The sequence below is a fragment of the Mesorhizobium sp. RSR380A genome (assembly GCF_054719385.1).
On sequence record NZ_JBTTIB010000001.1, the window covers coordinates 701,770 to 717,710 of the forward strand.

Below are 15,941 nucleotides of genomic sequence, written 5' to 3' on the forward strand. Positions count from 1 at the left end.
GATGAGGGGCGGCGCGACATGTCAAAAAAACAGCCCACGCCAAAATGGCTTACAATCGTCGGCATCGGCCAGGACGGTTTAGCGGGTCTCGGCGACGAGGCCAAGCGGCTGATCGCGCAAGCCGAATTCGTCTTCGGCGGCAAGCGGCATCTGGCGCTGGTGGCCTCCCTGGCCAAGGGCGAGGCGCGCGCCTGGCCGGTTCCTTTCGATGCCGGCATGGCAGACGTGCTGGCGCTGGCCGGCCGGCAGGTCTGCGTGCTCGCCTCCGGCGATCCGTTCTTCCATGGTGTCGGCGCTACGCTTGCCCGCAAGGTGAAGCCTGGGCAAATGCATGTTATCCCCGCGCCGTCAGCGACTTCGCTGGCCGCCGCACGGCTCGGCTGGGCGTTGCAGGACATCGAAGTGATCTCGCTGCATGGCCGCCCACTCGATCTGATCCGGCCGCTGCTGCATCCCAGGGCGCGCATCCTGGCGCTGACATCGGACGGCGACGCACCAGCGACAATAGCGCGCCTGCTCGCAGAGCTCGACTTCGGCGGTTCGCGGCTGACCGTTCTGGAAGCGCTGGGCGGACCGAACGAGAAGCTTCGCTTGGCACGTGCCGACGCTTTCGATCTCAGAGACATCAATCCGCTCAACGTGCTGGCGCTTGAGCTTGAATCGACACAAGAGGCCCGCATCCTGCCGCTGACCGTTGGCCGCGCCGACCATCTGTTCGAGCACGACGGCCAGATCACCAAGCACGACATCCGCGCCATTACGCTTGCGGCGCTGGCGCCGAGGCGTGGCGAATTGCTGTGGGACATCGGCGCCGGTTCCGGCTCCATCGGCATCGAATGGATGCTCGCTCACCCCTCGATGCGCGCCATCGCCATCGAGGCCAACAGCGACCGCGCCGCCCGCATCGTCCGCAACGCCGCGCATTGCGGCGTGCCCGGTCTTGTCGTGGTGGAAGGGTCGGCGCCCAAGGCACTGGCCGGGCTGGACACGCCGGATGCGATCTTCATCGGCGGAGGTGGCAGCGACGCCGGCGTACTGAACGCCGCCATCAAGGCGCTGCCATCCCGTGGCCGTCTCGTTGCCAATGCGGTGACGCTGGAGATGGAGGCGCTGCTTCTCGCGGAGCACATCAAGCGCGGCGGCGACCTTACCCGCATCACCATTTCCCGCGCTTCTCCTGTCGGTTCGATGCAGGCCTGGCGCCCGGCCATGCCGGTCACCCAGTGGAGCTGGGTGAAGCCATGATGGTGGCGGGCATCGGCAGCCGGAAGGGCGTGAGCGTCGAAGACGTGCTCGCGGCGATCGAAACCGCCCTCGAAGCGCACGGGCTGGCGATAACGGCGCTGTCGGCCTTGGCGACCGCCGCGCTCAAGAAAGACGAAGAAGCGATCTCTGCCGCTGGCCGCACGCTCAACCTTCCCGTCATCATCGTTGATGACGCAGCACTTCAGGCCGTCTCGTCGGAGGCACTCAGCAAATCCGATCTCTCGCAGGATCTCGCCGGCACACCCTCCGTCTCAGAAGCCTCCGCCCTTACCGTTGCCGGCCCCGGTGCAAAGCTGCTTGGTCCACGCACCGTGCTCGGCCCGGTCACCTGCGCCATCGCCATCAGCGGAGACGCGCCATGACCGTGCATTTCATCGGCGCCGGTCCCGGCGCCGCCGACCTCATCACACTGCGCGGCGCCAAGCTGCTGGCAAGCTGCCCGGTCTGTCTGCATGCCGGCTCGATCGTCGCGCCGGAATTGCTGCAACACTGCGCACCGGGGACCAAACTGATCGATACGGCGCCGATGTCACTCGACGAAATCGAGGTCGAATATGTGACAGCCCACCAGGCCGGCCACGATGTCGCCCGCCTGCATTCCGGCGACCTCTCGGTGTGGAGCGCCGTGGCCGAGCAGATCCGCCGGCTGGAAAAACACGGCATTCCTTACACGCTGACGCCGGGCGTTCCCTCTTTCGCCGCCGCAGCCGCAGCCCTTCGCCGCGAACTGACCATTCCCGAGGTGGCGCAAAGCCTGGTGCTGACCCGCGTCTCCGGCCGCGCCTCGAAAATGCCGCCGGGCGAAACGCTGGCCGGCTTCGGCCGCACCGGCGCCACACTGGCCATTCATCTCGCCATCCACGCCATCGACCGAGTCGTCGCCGAATTGTCGCCGCATTATGGCGGCGATTGCCCGGTGGCGATCGTCTTTCGCGCTTCATGGCCGGACGAGCACGTGCTGACCGGCACGCTCGCCACGATCGAGGCACTGCTCGCCGCCGACCCGATGGAGCGCACGGCGATCATCTTCGTCGGCCGCTCGCTGGCAGCGGAAGGTTTTGGCGAGAGTTCATTGTACGACGCCCACTACCAGCGGCGTTTCCGGGGACGGGACGGATTGTGAGCGGCAAGACCAAAAGCGAAAACACCACGCTCGAACAGGCCCTTGCCCGGCTGAACTTCAAGCCGCGCCGGCTTGAGCCGGGCCATGTCTGGCTGGCCGGCGCCGGCCCCGGCGATCCCGGCTGCCTGACGCTGGAAGTGCTGGCGGCATTGGCCGAGGCCGACGCTGTGGTCTATGACGCGCTGGTCTCCTCTGACGTTGTCGCCGTTGCGGACAATGCCCAGCTGTTCTTTGCAGGAAAACGCGGCGGCAAACCGTCCATGAGGCAGGACGATATCACCGCTTTGCTGGTGCGGCTGGCACGCGAGGGCCGCCGCGTCGTCCGGCTGAAGGGCGGCGATCCCTATATTTTCGGCCGCGGCGGCGAAGAGGCGCTGGCGCTGGCGCGCGAAAAAATCCCTTTCCGCGTCATGCCCGGCCTGACATCGGGGCTGAGCGCGCTGGCCGCCACCGGCATTCCCGCAACCATGCGCGGCATCAACAAGGCGATCATCCTGGCGACAGGTCATGCCGCCGGCACAGATGACGATCTCGACTGGGGCGCGATCGCCCGCACCGGCCAGCCGGTGGTCATCTATATGGGCATGGCCAATCTGCCTGTTATCGCCGCGTCGCTGCTCGAAGGCGGGCTGGCGCCGTCGACGCCGGCGGCTGTCGTCGTTTCGGCGACGACACCGCAGGAGCGGACCGTCGTCGCGACACTCGCCACCATTTCCGAAGCGGCCGCCGCGGCGGAATTGGCCTCGCCGGCCCTCATTGTCGTCGGCGGCATCGTCGCCATGCGCGCGGCACTGGCGGGTAACGCATGACCCGCGCCATCATCATCGGCGCGCCGCGTTCCGGCTCCGGCAAGACCAGCGTCACCATCGGCATTTTGCGCGCACTCGCCCGGCGCGGCATCAAGGTGCGCGGCGCCAAGTCCGGCCCCGACTATATCGATCCGGGTTTTCATACCGCCGCCACCGGCCTGTCCGGCGTCAACCTGGACAGCTGGGCGATGTCGCCTGACCTGCTCAACGCGTTGGCCGGCAATGCCACCGAGGACGCCGATTTTATCTTCCTCGAAAGCGCCATGGGCCTGTTCGACGGCATCCCGGCCGGACAAGGCCGCACCGGCTCGGCCGCCGATCTGGCGCGGCTCTACCACCTGCCGGTGCTTTTGGTGCTCGACGTCTCGGGACAGTCGACGACGGCGGCCGCCGTCGCCAAGGGCTTTGCCACCTATGATCCCGATGTGCGCATGGCCGGAATCGTGCTCAACCGCCTCGGCAGCGAGCGCCACCGCAAGCTGTGCAGCGAGGCGATCGAAGCGCTCGGCCTGCCGGTCGTCGGCGCCATCCTGCGCGATCCCACGCTCAATTTGCCGGAGCGCCATCTCGGCCTCGTCCAAGCCGGCGAATATGCCGACCTGATGACGCATCTCGACCGCCTCGCCGACATGGTCGAGAAATCCCTCGACCTTGACGCCATCATGGCGCTGGCCGCGCCGTTTTCGCCGTCACCGGGCAGTTTCGAAAATGCCTTGCAGCCGCCCGGCCAGCGCATCGCACTCGCCGAAGATGCCGCTTTCACCTTCCTCTATCCGCACGTTGCCGCCCACTGGCGTCAGGCCGGCGCCGAGATCGTGCCGTTCTCGCCGCTCGCCGACGAAGCACCGGCGCAGGATTGCGATGTCTGCTGGCTGCCCGGCGGCTATCCCGAGCTTCACGCCGGCCGCCTCGCGGCGGCGACCAATTTCCGAGCTGGCATGGCAAGGTTTGCCGAGACCAAACCCATCCATGGCGAGTGCGGCGGCTTCATGGTGCTGGGCGAAGCGCTGGAGGACGCGGCCGGCGAGACGCACGCCATGCTTGGCCTGCTCGGCCATTCCACCAGCTTTGCCAAGCGCAAGATGAACCTCGGCTACCGCGAGGCACGCCTGCGCGCCGCCTGTCCGCTGGGGCCGCAAGGCGCGCTGATCCGTGGCCATGAATTCCACTATGCGCAGATGATCGCCACCGGCAATGACGAGCCGCTGGCCGACCTAGCCGATGGCCAGGGCAATCCGCTCGGCGCCTCCGGCTATCGCCGCGGCCTTGTCAGCGGCACCTTCTTCCACGCCATTGCGAGGAGTGCATGACCGCCGTGCCCTCACCCCGGCAAGCGCTCGACGACGTCGCGCTTTGCCTCGTCTTCTTCACCCGGCTGCCGCTGCCGGTCTTCGACTTTCGTGGCCGCAGCCTGGCCGATGCGATCTGGGCGGCGCCTGCCGCCGGCCTCGCGGTCGCTTTGGTCGGCGCCGTCGTCTACGCCATCGGGGTAAAGCTCGGTCTCGCCGCTGGGCCGGCGGCCGCACTTGCGCTTGCAGCAACCCTGCTCGCCACCGGCTGCCTGCATGAGGATGGGCTGTCGGATGTCGCAGATGGCTTTGGCGGCGGCAAGACGCGCGATAAAAAACTCGAGATCATGCGCGACAGCCGTATCGGCGCCTATGGCGCTTCGGCGCTTGGCCTGTCGATGCTCATTCGCTGGAGCGCGCTGTCGCAACTGGCCGATCCGACAAGCGTTCTCTTCGCGCTGATCGCCGCCCATGCCGCCTCGCGAGGCCTGCTCGGCGCGTTCATGCATCTGGCGCCGGCGGCGCGCAGTGACGGCCTGTCTGCCGGCGCCGGGACCGTCTCGACCCAGACAGCTGTTCTCGGCGCCGTGCTCGGGGCCATCCCGCTTCTGACTCTGGGGCTCGGCGGCGCCTTTGCCGCACTGATCCTGCTCGCTCTCGTGTTCAGCGCCTTGCGCGCGCTCTGCCTCAACCAGATTGGCGGCCACACCGGTGACACGATCGGCGCCCTGCAGCAGCTGGGCGAGATCACTGTCCTGCTCGTCGCTTCCGTTTCCCTGTCCTGATTCTTCCCCGGAGATTCCTTCCCCATGCCATTCAAATCATTCGACGAACTGCGCGCCGCCTGTCTCGATCTGCCTGCCGGCAGCGATACCGCCGCCAACGCCGTCGCCCGCCGCCAGGACACGCTGACCAAGCCTCAAGGCAGCCTGGGCCGGCTGGAAACTCTCGCCGCCTGGCTGGGGCGCTGGCAGGGTCGCGACATGCCGAAACTCGACCGCGTCAAAGTCTTCGTGTTCGCCGGCAACCACGGTGTGACGGCGCAAGGCGTTTCAGCCTTTCCCTCGGAAGTGACGGTGCAGATGGTGGCGAATTTCGCCGGCGGCGGCGCCGCCATCAACCAGCTTGCCCGCATCGCCGGCGCGGAACTCGACGTCATCCCGCTCGATCTCGATCATCCGACCGGCGACTTCACTGACGTGCCGGCAATGGACGAAAAAAACTTCCTCGCCGCCGTCTCGGCTGGCTATGACGCGGTGACGAAAGACCTGGACCTCGTCTGTTTCGGCGAGATGGGCATCGGCAACACCACGCCGGCGGCCGCCATCTCGACCGCCCTGTTCGGCGGCGGCGCTGAAAAATGGACCGGGCGCGGCACCGGCGTCGACGATGCCGGGCTGAAGCGCAAGGTCATCGCCATTGAATCCGGCCTCAAGCGCCATGCCGACGCGCTGTCCGACCCGCTGAAGATCGCCGCCGCCCTTGGCGGACGAGAACTCGCCGCCACCTTCGGCGCCACGCTCGCCGCCCGCCGCAACAATGTCCCGGTGCTGCTCGATGGCTTCGTCTGCACGGCGGCGGCAGCGCCCTTGGCGCGGCTGCACCCGTCTGGCCTCGCCCACACCATCGCCGCCCATGTCTCGGCCGAATCCGGCCACCGCCGCCTGCTCGAAGTGCTCGGCCTGCCGCCGCTACTCGACCTCGGCATGCGGCTCGGCGAAGGCTCCGGCGCCTGCCTAGCCGTCAACATCGTCCGCTCGGCGCTGGAGTGCCACACGGGCATGGCGAGCTTTGCCGAGGCTGGTGTTTCGGAGAAGTAGCTAGAGCGATTTGACGGGAGGGCGCCGGCCCGAACCTTCACTGACCATCGTCGGGCCGATCACTGGCATTCCGGGCTGGTGGCTCGAACAGCACGGCCGCTGAAAGATTCCCCACCTGGGGGTTGGCCCGCTGCTTCTGTGGTGGGCTCTTTTTACTGGCACTATTCGCCGCCGTTGCCGACAAAATGTGATTGACGTAACGGTGACCAGGCGCAATCATTACGGATTGGGCAGGGTGAGGGCGTTTTCAATGAAACTCGTTGTCTTTGGCGTAGCAATAGTATTGGCCGCTACCGGAGCAGCTGCTGCGAAAGAGAAGAAAAAGGTGGCCACCGCTCAGGCTACAACCTCGTGTTCTACAGCTCATAAGAAGGCTGGCAGCAAGCCGACCGCGAAACCGGATTGCAAATCGACAGGCACCGTGGTTGCGCGACCGTCAAATAGGGCCGAAAACTTCCTGGATCATTATAATCCGCGCTTAGGGTATGACACCAGTCCGTGGTTTCAAACTGGCTTTAATTGATGGCGGCTTCGGCTTCCGGGCTTTTCTTAATCCAGCGCGGCCTTCACTCCTTCGCCAAATAGCGCACCGGCTTACCGGCCGCCGAGTTTAAGGCAAACCTGCCCCAGCATGTCGAGGCGCGTCAACGCGTCCGGCATTCCAAGGTCTTCCACCAACTCTTCTAGAAATTTGGTGGGTGCGCACAGGATTGAACTGTGGACCCGCTGATTAAGAGTCAGCTGCTCTACCAACTGAGCTACGCACCCACTCGACCGGTAAAACCGGCGTTGGCGGGCATATAGCCGCCGATACCGGTCCTGTCCAGCCCTGCCGGAATCATTTCCCGACAAATCGCTGAACTGCCGCAGGCGGTCACACGAACAGCCTGCCTTCCGCCACCTTGATGGCATGGCCGCCGATGCGCGCGGAGGCCAGTTTTCCGCCTTCGACAGTGAGTTCCAAGCGGATACGTGACGGGCGGCCCATCTCCAGCCCCTGCTCGATCCACAGCTGCGAAATGCCGTCGGTGGGCGCATCGAAATGCATGATGGCGCCGGCAAAGGCCGCCGCCGCCGACCCGGTCGCCGGGTCCTCATAGGAGGGAGTACCCGGCACGATCATGCGGACATGGAAGGCGCTGTCATGGTTCACCGTCTGGCGGCAATAGACGTACGGGCTGGCGAAGGCCCATTCGCTCTTGCGCGGCGCCAGTTCCGACCAGGCCTGGTTGTCGAGCTTGATCCGGCCGGCAGCCTCCAGATTGGCGACCGGAATGGTGACGTAAGGCACGCCTGCCGACCAGAACGACACCAGGTGATTCTCGAAGCCGATCTCGTGCGGCGCCAGCCCGAGGGCGGCGCCGATCGCCTCCGGGTCGGCATCGAGCTTCAGCGGCTCCGGCAGCTTCACCAGGTCGAACTCGGCAAAGGTGGCGCCATCGTGCCGGCTGACGGCGCAGCGCACCGGGCCGATATTCTCCTCCAGCACGAAGATGCCGGCTTCGCCCTCGCCTGTCAGTTCGGCCAGCGCGATCGCGGCGCCAACTGTCGGATGTCCGGCGAACGGCATCTCATAGTCGGGCGTGAAAATGCGGATGCGGTTGCGATGTTTTGGATTGTCCGGCGGCAGCACGAAGACCGATTCGGACAGGTTGAACTCGCGCGCTATGGCCTGCATGGCGGCTGTATCCAGCCCTTGGCTGTCGAGCACGACAGCCAGCGGATTGCCGGCCAGCCGCTCCGTCGTAAACACATCGTAGAGCAAGTAATTGCGGGTCTGCATCTTGAAAAACCTTCCGCCTCAATCCGAACATGGCCGAAATTTAATTTGATATTCGAACCACCAAGCCTGATCTGTGCACAACTAGGGACATTACGCTTTCATAGGGGTCCGGCGTGGACCAGCTTGTCAATCTGCCAAAGACGGAATCGGATTCCGCCATCGAGGCGGCGCTCGGGCTTGATCAGCGCGGCGTGCGCAAGACGCGCCGCCGGGGCTGGCTTTACGCGCTGCTGGCGCTGATCGCACTTGCCGCCGGGTTGGCAGGCTACCAGTGGTTTGCCGGCTCCCCGGCCAAGATCGACTACACCACCACGCCGGCTACCATTGCCGACCTCACCGTCGCGGTTTCGGCGACCGGCACGCTGCAGCCCCTCACCCAGGTCGACATTTCAAGCGAGCTGTCCGGTATCATCCGCTCGGTCTCGGCCGAAGAGAACCAGCAGGTCAAGAAGGGCGACGTGCTGGCGACGCTCGACACGGTGAAACTCGAGGTCCAGATCGAACGCGCCGAAGCCTCGGCCAAGGCCGCTGCCGCCAATGTCGAGGACGCCACGGTAACCCTGAAGGAGAACGAAAGCGCCCTCACCCGCGCGGCCGAACTGACCAGGCGTGGCATGGCGACCGATCAGTCGCTCGAGGCGGCGACTGCCACGCGCGACCGCTCCAAGGCGGCGCTCGATAGTGCGCAGGCCAATCTCGCCATCGCCCAGGCCGATCTCAAGGCGCAGCAGACCGACCTTGCCAAGAGCACCATCTATGCGCCGATCGACGGCATCGTCTTGACGCGTTCCGTCGACCCCGGCCAGACGGTCGCCTCCTCGCTGCAGGCGCCGGTTCTGTTCATCATCGCCGCCGATTTGAGGAACATGGAATTGGTGGCGGCGGTCGACGAGGCCGATATCGGCGCGGTCAAACCAGGCCAGCATGCACGCTTCACCGTCGATGCCTTTCCGGAGCGGCCGTTCGACGCCGAGATCCGCGACATCTCCTACGCCTCGGTCACCACCGACGGCGTCGTCACCTACAATGCACGGTTGGAAGTCGACAATAACGAGCTTTTGCTGCGGCCCGGCATGACCGCCACGGTTTCGGTCGTCACCAGGCAGGCCAAGAGCGCGCTCACCGTGCCTTCAACAGCGTTTCGCTATCGGCCATCGGCACCTGCTGCCCGCACGTGGAGCCTCAGCGATCTGTTCACCGGCCGCATGGGTCGTGGCGGCAACCGCCGCCAGCCGGTGAAGGCGCCCACCGACGGCTCACGCACGCTCTATGTGCTGGAGAACGGCCGGCCGCACCCGGTCAACGTGAAGATCGGCTCCACCGACGGCGAACTGACCGAGATCACCTCCGGGCTGGATGAAGGTGCAGAGGTTATCACGACCTCGCAGCTGCGGAGCTGACGCCATGGCCGCGGGCCTCATCGGTTTCGACACGGTCTGGAAGAGCTATGGCCAGGGCGAAGCCAAGGTCCATGCGCTGGCCGGCGTCGACCTCGCCATCCAGCGTGGCGAATTCGTCGCCATCATGGGCCCGTCCGGTTCGGGCAAATCGACCGCGATGAACATCATCGGTTGCCTCGACACGCCGACTGCCGGAACCTATTCCTTCATGGGCATCGATGCCGGCCGGCTCGACCGCAACCGTCGCGCGCTTCTGCGCAATCTCTATATCGGCTTCGTCTTCCAGGGCTACAATCTGTTGCCGCGCACCACGGCGGCGGAAAATGTCGAGCTGCCGCTGATCTATCGCGGCGCTCCTGCCCGCGAGCGCCGCGATCTCGCCATGCAGGCGCTGGCGGAGGTCGGCCTGGTCGGGCGCGAGCACCACACGCCTGCCGAACTCTCCGGTGGTCAGCAGCAGCGCGTGGCGATCGCGCGCGCCATCGTCACCAGGCCGACGCTGCTCGTCGCCGACGAGCCGACCGGCAATCTCGACACCGCCCGCACGCATGAGATCATGGAGCTGTTGACGCGGCTGAACCGCGAGCTTGGCCTGACCATCGCCATGGTCACCCACGAGGCCGATGTGGCCGATTATGCCGAGCGCACCATCCGCTTCCTCGACGGCCACGTCGCTTCAGACTCCAAGAGGCTGGAGATAACGTCATGATCTGGGAAACCGTCCGCCTCTCTCTGCGCTCCATCCGCCGCAATGTGCTGCGCTCGTTCCTGACGCTGCTCGGCATCGTCATCGGTGTCGCCGCCGTCATTGCCATGCTGACCATCGGCTCCGGCACCACCGCCAAGGTCAAGTCGGACATCGCCAAGCTCGGCTCGAACCTGCTCGTCGTCCGTTCCGGCCGCCCGGCAGGCACTGGCGGACCAGGCGGGCTCGACCAGGCGGTACGGCCTCTGGCCGACAAGGATGTAGCCGCCCTCGTCGCGCATCTGACCGGTGCGCGCGCCATCGCGCCGGCGTCGCAGAAACAAGTCCGCGTCATCTTCGGCACCGAGAGCCTGACCTCGGGCGTCACCGGCACCGACAGCGCCTATCTCGACGCCCGCGACTGGAAGCTGGTGTCGGGCCGCCCATTCAGCGATTCGGAGACACGCTCGGGCACCGGCGTCTGCCTGATCGGCGAGACGGTGCGCCAGCAATTCTTCGGGGCCGGCGAACCCGAGGGCGAGATCATCCGCGTCAACCGCACCTCGTGCAAGATCATCGGCCTGCTCGAACCCAAGGGCTATACCGGCTTCGGCCAGGACCAGGACAATGTCGTCTTGATGCCGCTTGCCGCCTATCAGCGCCGCATCGCCGGCAACCGCGACATCGACAACATCTACGTCGCCGCCGACGACCGCACCCCGACCACCGAATTGCAGCCGCGAGTCGAGGACATTTTGCGCGACACCCGCCGCATCACGCCGGACCGCGAAGACGATTTCTCGATCCGCGACATGACCCAGATCGCCGACGCCATGGCCAGCGCCACCACCACCATGACCGGCATGCTAGGCGCCGTCGCGGGCGTCAGCCTGCTGGTCGGCGGCATCGGGATCATGAACATCATGCTGGTCTCGGTCACTGAGCGCACCCGCGAGATCGGCATCAGGCTCGCCATCGGCGCGCATGAAAAGCACATCCTCATCCAGTTCCTGGTCGAGGCGACGGTGCTGTCGCTGCTCGGCGGCATTATCGGCATCCTGATCGGCCTGGCGCTGGCCGGCCTCGCCTCGGCAACGCTGGCCATACCGTTTGCGCCGAGCCCGGCGGTCATCCTGCTCGCCGTCGGTTTTTCGGCGCTGATCGGCATGGTGTTCGGCTTCTTCCCGGCGCTGCGCGGCGCCAGGCTCGACCCGATCGACGCGCTGCGCCACGAATAAGCGCCAGATCAGCTCCACCGCAACCAACCGCTATCCACAAGGATGGGTGCTTGTCGACATCGGCAATACTTGTTGTCGTCCGGTCTGCGATGCTAATTTTAGAGCAAAGCATCTGGTCAAGGAGTGGCAATGAGCAAGAAGGCGCGGCTGATTCTGACGATGGTGATCATCGAAGGCGCCCTTGCGGGACTTTGGTGGTATCTCGCCCGCTACGGCATGGCCAATCCCGATCGTGTCACCGCCGATTTTCAGGCAGTCGTCGGCCAGACGATGGGCATGGTCATGGGTGGATTGCTGGGCATCGGCGTTATCCTGTTCCTCGTCGCCGCCCGCAACGACCGCAAGGCGGCGCAGAACAATCCGCGCCGTTAGCCCCCGCCACCGCCAAAATGCCACTCGACCAGCGGCTTCATATGCGGTGCCAGCCCTTCCGGCAGGTCGGCGGCGTGGCGGATGATCACCGGCCCCTCGATCTCCGGCTCGGTCTCGGTCGCGACGAAGGCGCCGATGCGCCGCGCAACCTCGTCGGCCGGCGCATCGACGTGGTAGCGGCGGAAGAGGACCGTGCCGGTCGAAGTCGACAGCGCATGGTAGCGCTTGCCGCGCGCAGCGCCTGTCAGGTCAAGCCCGGTCTCCTCGCGCACTTCACGGATCATGTTGAAATCGACATCGACGCGGCCATCGCGAAAATCGATCGGCTCGAACGAGCCGGCAGCGAAGTAGACACTGCCGGCCGGGACCGTGTGCGCGCCCATGCGGATCGCCACCAGGGCGTTGTCGCCGGCGACCAGCATGGCGTGGCCATAGGCATGCTCGGCGCCCGTCCCCTGCCGGTTCTTTCGCCACAGCAGGAAGGTCGAGTACTTCACCGCGTGACAACGCCCGACGATCCGCTTGTCGCGCCAGGCGAGCGCCGAGAGCAGCACCACCGTGCCGTCGAACAACGCCGGATTGGCCGTGACCTCGCGCCGCCAGTTGTCAGTGATCGCCTGCGCGTTGTCGCGCTCGAACGGATGCGGGCCGGGGTCGAGCCGGACGTCGATTTCGTCGACGGGCAGGATGACGTTGCGCGGCAGGTCGAAGCTCACCGTGCTCAAGCCATGTCCAGGGTAATTGCGACGGGACAATGGTCCGACGCCTTCGGCCGGTCCCAGCCGGCGCGCGGAAAGCGCTCCACCGCCTGTCCGGCCGGAAAGATGGTGCGCCAGGGCTGGCCGTTGCGGATGATGTCGGGAACCGCCGTCGCATTCTTCGCCGCCAGCCCTTTCGACAGCAGGATGTAGTCGAGCTGGCACAGATGCCGCTCCTTCGGCCCGCGCGTGTGGTAGAAACTCCAGCGGTCCATCTCCGGCCGGCGTTCGACGACATTCTCGCAAAAGCCGCCGGCGGTGAGCACATCGATACAGGACTGGCTCTCGTCGATCACCTGGAAGCGGTAGCCGTCGATAGCGTCGCCCTCGATCTTCACCCGCTGCCGGTAGTCGTTCATGTCGCCGCAGATCGCCCAGTTTTTGTCGGCTGCGTGCTCTTTGCCGAAGCGCTCGTCGATAATGCGGCGCACCGCTTGCGCCTCGGCGATGCGCACCGGCATCGTCGCCTCGCGGCCGTCGAGCCCATTGCGCGGCGAGCCCATCGATTTGAAATGGACGAGGTAAAGCGTCAGCGGCACGCCGCCGACCTTGATGTCGACCTCCAGGCAGTCGCGCCGGAAGATGCGTTCATTGGCCAGGTTGCCGAGCGCCTCGAGTTCAGGCGTGTGCAATCCGAACTGCTCGAACGTGACATAGGCATGGCTGGTCATGCGCACGAACTCGATCGGCTGACCTTGCGCGGTCTCGTTGCGCATCATCACGGCAACGTCGATGCCGCGCGAATCATTGCCGGCGGTGGTGTATTTCTGCCGGTAACCCTCGCCCACCATCTTGAAGAGATAGCCGTACTCGAAGGCCTTCAGCGCCTCGATGTTGTCGACCTCCTGCATGCAGATGATGTCCGCACGGGTGGCGGCAATGGCGAGCGCGGTCAACTGGCGCGTATCGTCGGATTGCGCGATGGCGCGCGCCTGCTCCAGCATCCGGTATTCGGCTTCGCTCTGGATGTCGAAAAGCGCCAGCGTGCGGTCTTCGTTGAGCTGGTTGCGGAAGCCCGAGAAATCGAACCTGTTCATCAGGTTTTCGACATTGAAAGTGGCGAGGCGCAGCGACATGGACTGACCTTTGCCTGCAAGCGCCCATGAAAACAAGGGCTGCTTGTCATGGCTGATGGAACCTTTCTGTTCATCCTCCGTTCAGACGCCAAGGTCCATCAATAGGCCACTTCCCTGGGGTATCCGGGCGTGGGGCCTGTATCACTTGGAGAGTGCAATGAGCTCGCTCTTTTCGTCCACAGTCAAATCCGGGCTGTTAGCGCTCGGTCTTTTCTCGGGTCTCACGGCGCCATCCGCCGCCGGCCCGATCCTGCAGCCAAACCTGGCGGTGCCGACAAGCACCGCATTGTCTGACATCACACCGGTTCGCGACAGCTGGGCGGGCGGCAATGACCGCCGCTCCTTCAACGATTGGCAGTGGCGCCGCCACGACGGCCGTCACTTTGCCCGGTCAGGCAACTGGAACAACGGCAACTGGAATGGCGGCAACTGGAACGGCGGCGACAACTGGCGCTGGCGCCATCACCGTCACCATCGCGGCCGTGATTTTGACAGCGGCGCCGCAGCAGTTCTCGGCCTCGGCCTGGGTCTCGGCCTCGGCAGCATCTACAACAACGGCTACTACAACAACGGCTATTACAATGACGGCTATTACGTGCAGCCGGCGCCCCGCCGCTATTACCGCACGCAGCGTCTGTCCAGCGCCCATGTCCAGTGGTGCTACGACCGCTATCGGTCCTACCGGGCCTGGGACAACACGTTCCAGCCCTATGGTGGCCCGCGCCAGCAATGCTGGTCGCCCTACAGCTGAACTATAAACGACAATACACGACGGCGCCGCCCCATCGCGGCGCCGTTTTCATTTGGGAAAGACGGCTGGTCTCGGTCACCGCTAACCATATGTTTATCGGCTCAGCCTATCCGTGATATCGTGCCCCATCTGACGATCGCGCCGATCCGGTCGCGAAGGACGTGCCGTCATGGCCGACAACGAATTGCGAAACAAACACCGGCAGCGCGTGCTGAAAGGCGCGACGATTCTGACCGGCCTCACCAATTCCGAGGTCAAGTGCACGGTGCGCAACATGCATGCCGGCGGCGCCGAGCTGAAAGTGTCTATAGACGCGCGCGTCCCGGACGAGTTCCTGCTCTATGTGCCGGTCGACGGCATCGGCTACAAGGCCATCGTGCGCTGGCGCCGCGACGACCGCATCGGCGTCGAGTTCACCGGCACCGAGCCGAAGCCCCATTGGCACTATGGCTGAGTATCCTGATCGATAAACCGGCATGAAAGAGCCGGCGGATCGCTCCGCCGGCTCTTTGCTCCCAATCCCGACGACTGCGGGTTAGTTCTTGGCCTTGTCGACCAGCTTGTTCTTGGAAATCCAGGGCATCATGGCGCGCAGCTTGGCGCCGACTTCCTCGATCTGGTGGCTGTCATTGTTGCGGCGGATGCCTTTGAAGCGCGACATGCCGGCGCGGTATTCCTGCATCCATTCCGAGGTGAACTTACCGGTCTGGATGTCCTTCAGCACGCGCTTCATCTCGGCCTTGGTCTCGGCGGTGATGATGCGCGGGCCCGAGACATATTCGCCCCATTCGGCGGTGTTCGAGATCGAGTAGTTCATGTTGGCGATGCCGCCTTCATAAATCAGGTCGACGATCAGCTTGACCTCGTGCAGGCACTCGAAATAGGCCATTTCGGGCGCATAGCCGGCTTCCACCAGCGTCTCAAAACCGGCGCGGATCAGTTCGACCAGGCCGCCGCAGAGCACGACCTGCTCGCCAAACAGATCGGTCTCGCATTCCTCGCGGAAATTGGTCTCGATGATGCCCGAACGGCCGCCGCCGACGCCGCAGGCGTAGGACAGAGCGAGATCGAGCGCGTTGCCGGAAGCATCCTGGTTGACGGCGACCAGGCACGGCACGCCGCCGCCCTTCTGGTATTCGCCGCGCACCGTGTGGCCGGGGCCTTTCGGCGCGATCATGACGACATCGACGGTCGACTTCGGCTCGATGAGGCCGAAATGCACGTTGAGGCCGTGCGCGAAGGCAATCGCGGCGCCGTCACGAATGTTTGGCGCGATTTCGTTTTTGTAGATGTCGGCCTGCAATTCGTCAGGCGTCGCCATCATCATCAAATCGGCCCATTTGGCAGCGTCCGCCACGCTCATCACCTTGAGCCCGTCAGCCTCGACCTTCTTGGCGGTCGCCGATCCCGCCTTGAGGCCGATGGCGATTTCCTTGGCGCCGGAATCCTTGAGGTTGAGCGCGTGCGCCCGGCCCTGGCTGCCATAGCCGATAATGGCGACCTTCTTGCCCTTGATCAGATTGAGATCGGCGTCGCGATCGTAATAGACACGCATCTTTTGCTTCCTTCCC

General features: G+C 65.1%; 18 protein-coding genes and 1 tRNA gene. 14 read left to right on the plus strand and 5 right to left on the minus strand.

From position 1 onward, the window contains the following. The first annotated feature begins 18 nt into the window (after positions 1–18). The 8 genes from ACYG9Z_RS03465 (at position 19) to ACYG9Z_RS03500 (ending at position 6,830) form a co-directional block, all read left to right on the plus strand. Positions 19–1,245 carry a bifunctional cobalt-precorrin-7 (C(5))-methyltransferase/cobalt-precorrin-6B (C(15))-methyltransferase gene (locus ACYG9Z_RS03465; protein ID WP_023739151.1) on the plus strand — a complete coding sequence of 409 codons (1,227 nt, stop codon included), beginning with the start codon at positions 19–21 and terminating at the stop codon, positions 1,243–1,245. Then, on the plus strand, positions 1,242–1,628 hold the full coding sequence (locus ACYG9Z_RS03470) for a cobalamin biosynthesis protein (RefSeq protein WP_023685183.1): 387 nt from the start codon (positions 1,242–1,244) through the stop codon (positions 1,626–1,628). The genes ACYG9Z_RS03465 and ACYG9Z_RS03470 overlap by 4 nt, the downstream gene beginning before the upstream one ends. Then, on the plus strand, positions 1,625–2,389 hold the full coding sequence (gene cobM, locus ACYG9Z_RS03475) for a precorrin-4 C(11)-methyltransferase (protein WP_023685182.1): 765 nt from the start codon (positions 1,625–1,627) through the stop codon (positions 2,387–2,389). Before ACYG9Z_RS03470 ends, cobM begins: the two co-directional genes overlap by 4 nt. Continuing rightward, positions 2,386–3,198 carry a uroporphyrinogen-III C-methyltransferase gene (gene cobA / locus ACYG9Z_RS03480; RefSeq protein ID WP_023685181.1) on the plus strand — a complete coding sequence of 271 codons (813 nt, stop codon included), beginning with the start codon at positions 2,386–2,388 and terminating at the stop codon, positions 3,196–3,198. The genes cobM and cobA overlap by 4 nt, the downstream gene beginning before the upstream one ends. Then, positions 3,195–4,508: a cobyrinate a,c-diamide synthase gene (locus ACYG9Z_RS03485; RefSeq protein WP_023739152.1), complete on the plus strand. Its 1,314-nt coding sequence runs from the start codon at positions 3,195–3,197 to the stop codon at positions 4,506–4,508. The genes cobA and ACYG9Z_RS03485 overlap by 4 nt, the downstream gene beginning before the upstream one ends. Continuing rightward, positions 4,505–5,272, plus strand: a complete 768-nt coding sequence (cobS, locus tag ACYG9Z_RS03490) for an adenosylcobinamide-GDP ribazoletransferase (protein ID WP_031194701.1) — start codon at positions 4,505–4,507, stop codon at positions 5,270–5,272. The genes ACYG9Z_RS03485 and cobS overlap by 4 nt, the downstream gene beginning before the upstream one ends. Before the next feature lie 24 nt (positions 5,273–5,296). Next, the gene (gene cobT / locus ACYG9Z_RS03495; protein WP_023685178.1) at positions 5,297–6,307 is read left to right on the plus strand and encodes a nicotinate-nucleotide--dimethylbenzimidazole phosphoribosyltransferase; all 1,011 of its coding nucleotides are present in this window, start codon (positions 5,297–5,299) and stop codon (positions 6,305–6,307) included. Positions 6,308–6,557: 250 nt separating this feature from the next. Then, entirely contained in the window at positions 6,558–6,830 is a 273-nt protein-coding gene (locus ACYG9Z_RS03500) for a hypothetical protein (RefSeq protein WP_155923538.1), read from the plus strand. Between the two features lie 169 nt (positions 6,831–6,999). On the opposite strand, the gene ACYG9Z_RS03505 is transcribed toward ACYG9Z_RS03500, so the two are convergent. Next, positions 7,000–7,075: transfer RNA gene (locus ACYG9Z_RS03505), tRNA-Lys, on the minus strand. 106 nt (positions 7,076–7,181) lie between these two features. Then, positions 7,182–8,090 (minus strand): PhzF family phenazine biosynthesis protein, encoded by a 909-nt coding sequence (locus ACYG9Z_RS03510; protein WP_023739153.1) that lies wholly within the window; start codon positions 8,088–8,090, stop codon positions 7,182–7,184. 113 nt (positions 8,091–8,203) lie between these two features. Here ACYG9Z_RS03510 and ACYG9Z_RS03515 point away from each other — a divergent pair, with 113 nt between their 5' ends. From ACYG9Z_RS03515 to ACYG9Z_RS03530, 4 genes are all read left to right on the plus strand, one after another. Then, on the plus strand, positions 8,204–9,490 hold the full coding sequence (locus tag ACYG9Z_RS03515; protein ID WP_023739154.1) for an efflux RND transporter periplasmic adaptor subunit: 1,287 nt from the start codon (positions 8,204–8,206) through the stop codon (positions 9,488–9,490). A 4-nt stretch (positions 9,491–9,494) separates the two neighbouring features. Then, on the plus strand, positions 9,495–10,199 hold the full coding sequence (locus ACYG9Z_RS03520) for an ABC transporter ATP-binding protein (protein ID WP_023751644.1): 705 nt from the start codon (positions 9,495–9,497) through the stop codon (positions 10,197–10,199). Next, positions 10,196–11,413, plus strand: a complete 1,218-nt coding sequence (locus tag ACYG9Z_RS03525) for an ABC transporter permease (protein ID WP_023685173.1) — start codon at positions 10,196–10,198, stop codon at positions 11,411–11,413. Before ACYG9Z_RS03520 ends, ACYG9Z_RS03525 begins: the two co-directional genes overlap by 4 nt. Positions 11,414–11,542: 129 nt before the next feature. Next, the gene (locus ACYG9Z_RS03530) at positions 11,543–11,785 is read left to right on the plus strand and encodes a hypothetical protein (RefSeq protein WP_023690325.1); all 243 of its coding nucleotides are present in this window, start codon (positions 11,543–11,545) and stop codon (positions 11,783–11,785) included. Here ACYG9Z_RS03530 and ACYG9Z_RS03535 read toward each other — a convergent pair. Both ACYG9Z_RS03535 and ACYG9Z_RS03540 read right to left on the minus strand, forming a co-directional pair. After that, the gene (locus ACYG9Z_RS03535) at positions 11,782–12,501 is read right to left on the minus strand and encodes an NUDIX hydrolase (protein WP_023712689.1); all 720 of its coding nucleotides are present in this window, start codon (positions 12,499–12,501) and stop codon (positions 11,782–11,784) included. The genes ACYG9Z_RS03530 and ACYG9Z_RS03535 overlap by 4 nt on opposite strands. A 5-nt stretch (positions 12,502–12,506) precedes the next feature. Beyond that, positions 12,507–13,619 (minus strand): endonuclease/exonuclease/phosphatase family protein, encoded by a 1,113-nt coding sequence (locus ACYG9Z_RS03540; RefSeq protein WP_023712688.1) that lies wholly within the window; start codon positions 13,617–13,619, stop codon positions 12,507–12,509. Between the two features lie 157 nt (positions 13,620–13,776). On the opposite strand from ACYG9Z_RS03540, the gene ACYG9Z_RS03545 reads away from it, so the two are divergent. Continuing rightward, a complete protein-coding gene (locus ACYG9Z_RS03545; protein ID WP_023698358.1) occupies positions 13,777–14,370 on the plus strand; it encodes a BA14K family protein in 594 nt (197 codons plus the stop codon). 169 nt (positions 14,371–14,539) lie between these two features. Continuing rightward, a complete protein-coding gene (locus tag ACYG9Z_RS03550) occupies positions 14,540–14,824 on the plus strand; it encodes a PilZ domain-containing protein (RefSeq protein ID WP_023685169.1) in 285 nt (94 codons plus the stop codon). An 81-nt stretch (positions 14,825–14,905) separates the two neighbouring features. On the opposite strand, the gene ilvC is transcribed toward ACYG9Z_RS03550, so the two are convergent. After that, positions 14,906–15,925, minus strand: a complete 1,020-nt coding sequence (gene ilvC / locus ACYG9Z_RS03555) for a ketol-acid reductoisomerase (protein ID WP_013531065.1) — start codon at positions 15,923–15,925, stop codon at positions 14,906–14,908. Positions 15,926–15,941: the final 16 nt, after the last annotated feature.

What these genes read in the sequence shown, in the direction of transcription:
- ACYG9Z_RS03465 (WP_023739151.1), top strand. Translation starts at nt 19, where the DNA reads ATGTCAAAAAAACAGCCCACGCCAAAATGGCTTACAATCGTCGGCATC.
- ACYG9Z_RS03470 (WP_023685183.1), top strand. Translation starts at nt 1,242, where the DNA reads ATGATGGTGGCGGGCATCGGCAGCCGGAAGGGCGTGAGCGTCGAAGAC.
- cobM (WP_023685182.1), top strand. Translation starts at nt 1,625, where the DNA reads ATGACCGTGCATTTCATCGGCGCCGGTCCCGGCGCCGCCGACCTCATC.
- ACYG9Z_RS03485 (WP_023739152.1), top strand. Translation starts at nt 3,195, where the DNA reads ATGACCCGCGCCATCATCATCGGCGCGCCGCGTTCCGGCTCCGGCAAG.
- cobS (WP_031194701.1), top strand. Translation starts at nt 4,505, where the DNA reads ATGACCGCCGTGCCCTCACCCCGGCAAGCGCTCGACGACGTCGCGCTT.
- cobT (WP_023685178.1), top strand. Translation starts at nt 5,297, where the DNA reads ATGCCATTCAAATCATTCGACGAACTGCGCGCCGCCTGTCTCGATCTG.
- ACYG9Z_RS03500 (WP_155923538.1), top strand. Translation starts at nt 6,558, where the DNA reads ATGAAACTCGTTGTCTTTGGCGTAGCAATAGTATTGGCCGCTACCGGA.
- ACYG9Z_RS03510 (WP_023739153.1), bottom strand. Translation starts at nt 8,090, where the DNA reads ATGCAGACCCGCAATTACTTGCTCTACGATGTGTTTACGACGGAGCGG.
- ACYG9Z_RS03520 (WP_023751644.1), top strand. Translation starts at nt 9,495, where the DNA reads ATGGCCGCGGGCCTCATCGGTTTCGACACGGTCTGGAAGAGCTATGGC.
- ACYG9Z_RS03525 (WP_023685173.1), top strand. Translation starts at nt 10,196, where the DNA reads ATGATCTGGGAAACCGTCCGCCTCTCTCTGCGCTCCATCCGCCGCAAT.
- ACYG9Z_RS03530 (WP_023690325.1), top strand. Translation starts at nt 11,543, where the DNA reads ATGAGCAAGAAGGCGCGGCTGATTCTGACGATGGTGATCATCGAAGGC.
- ACYG9Z_RS03540 (WP_023712688.1), bottom strand. Translation starts at nt 13,619, where the DNA reads ATGTCGCTGCGCCTCGCCACTTTCAATGTCGAAAACCTGATGAACAGG.
- ACYG9Z_RS03545 (WP_023698358.1), top strand. Translation starts at nt 13,777, where the DNA reads ATGAGCTCGCTCTTTTCGTCCACAGTCAAATCCGGGCTGTTAGCGCTC.
- ACYG9Z_RS03550 (WP_023685169.1), top strand. Translation starts at nt 14,540, where the DNA reads ATGGCCGACAACGAATTGCGAAACAAACACCGGCAGCGCGTGCTGAAA.
- ilvC (WP_013531065.1), bottom strand. Translation starts at nt 15,925, where the DNA reads ATGCGTGTCTATTACGATCGCGACGCCGATCTCAATCTGATCAAGGGC.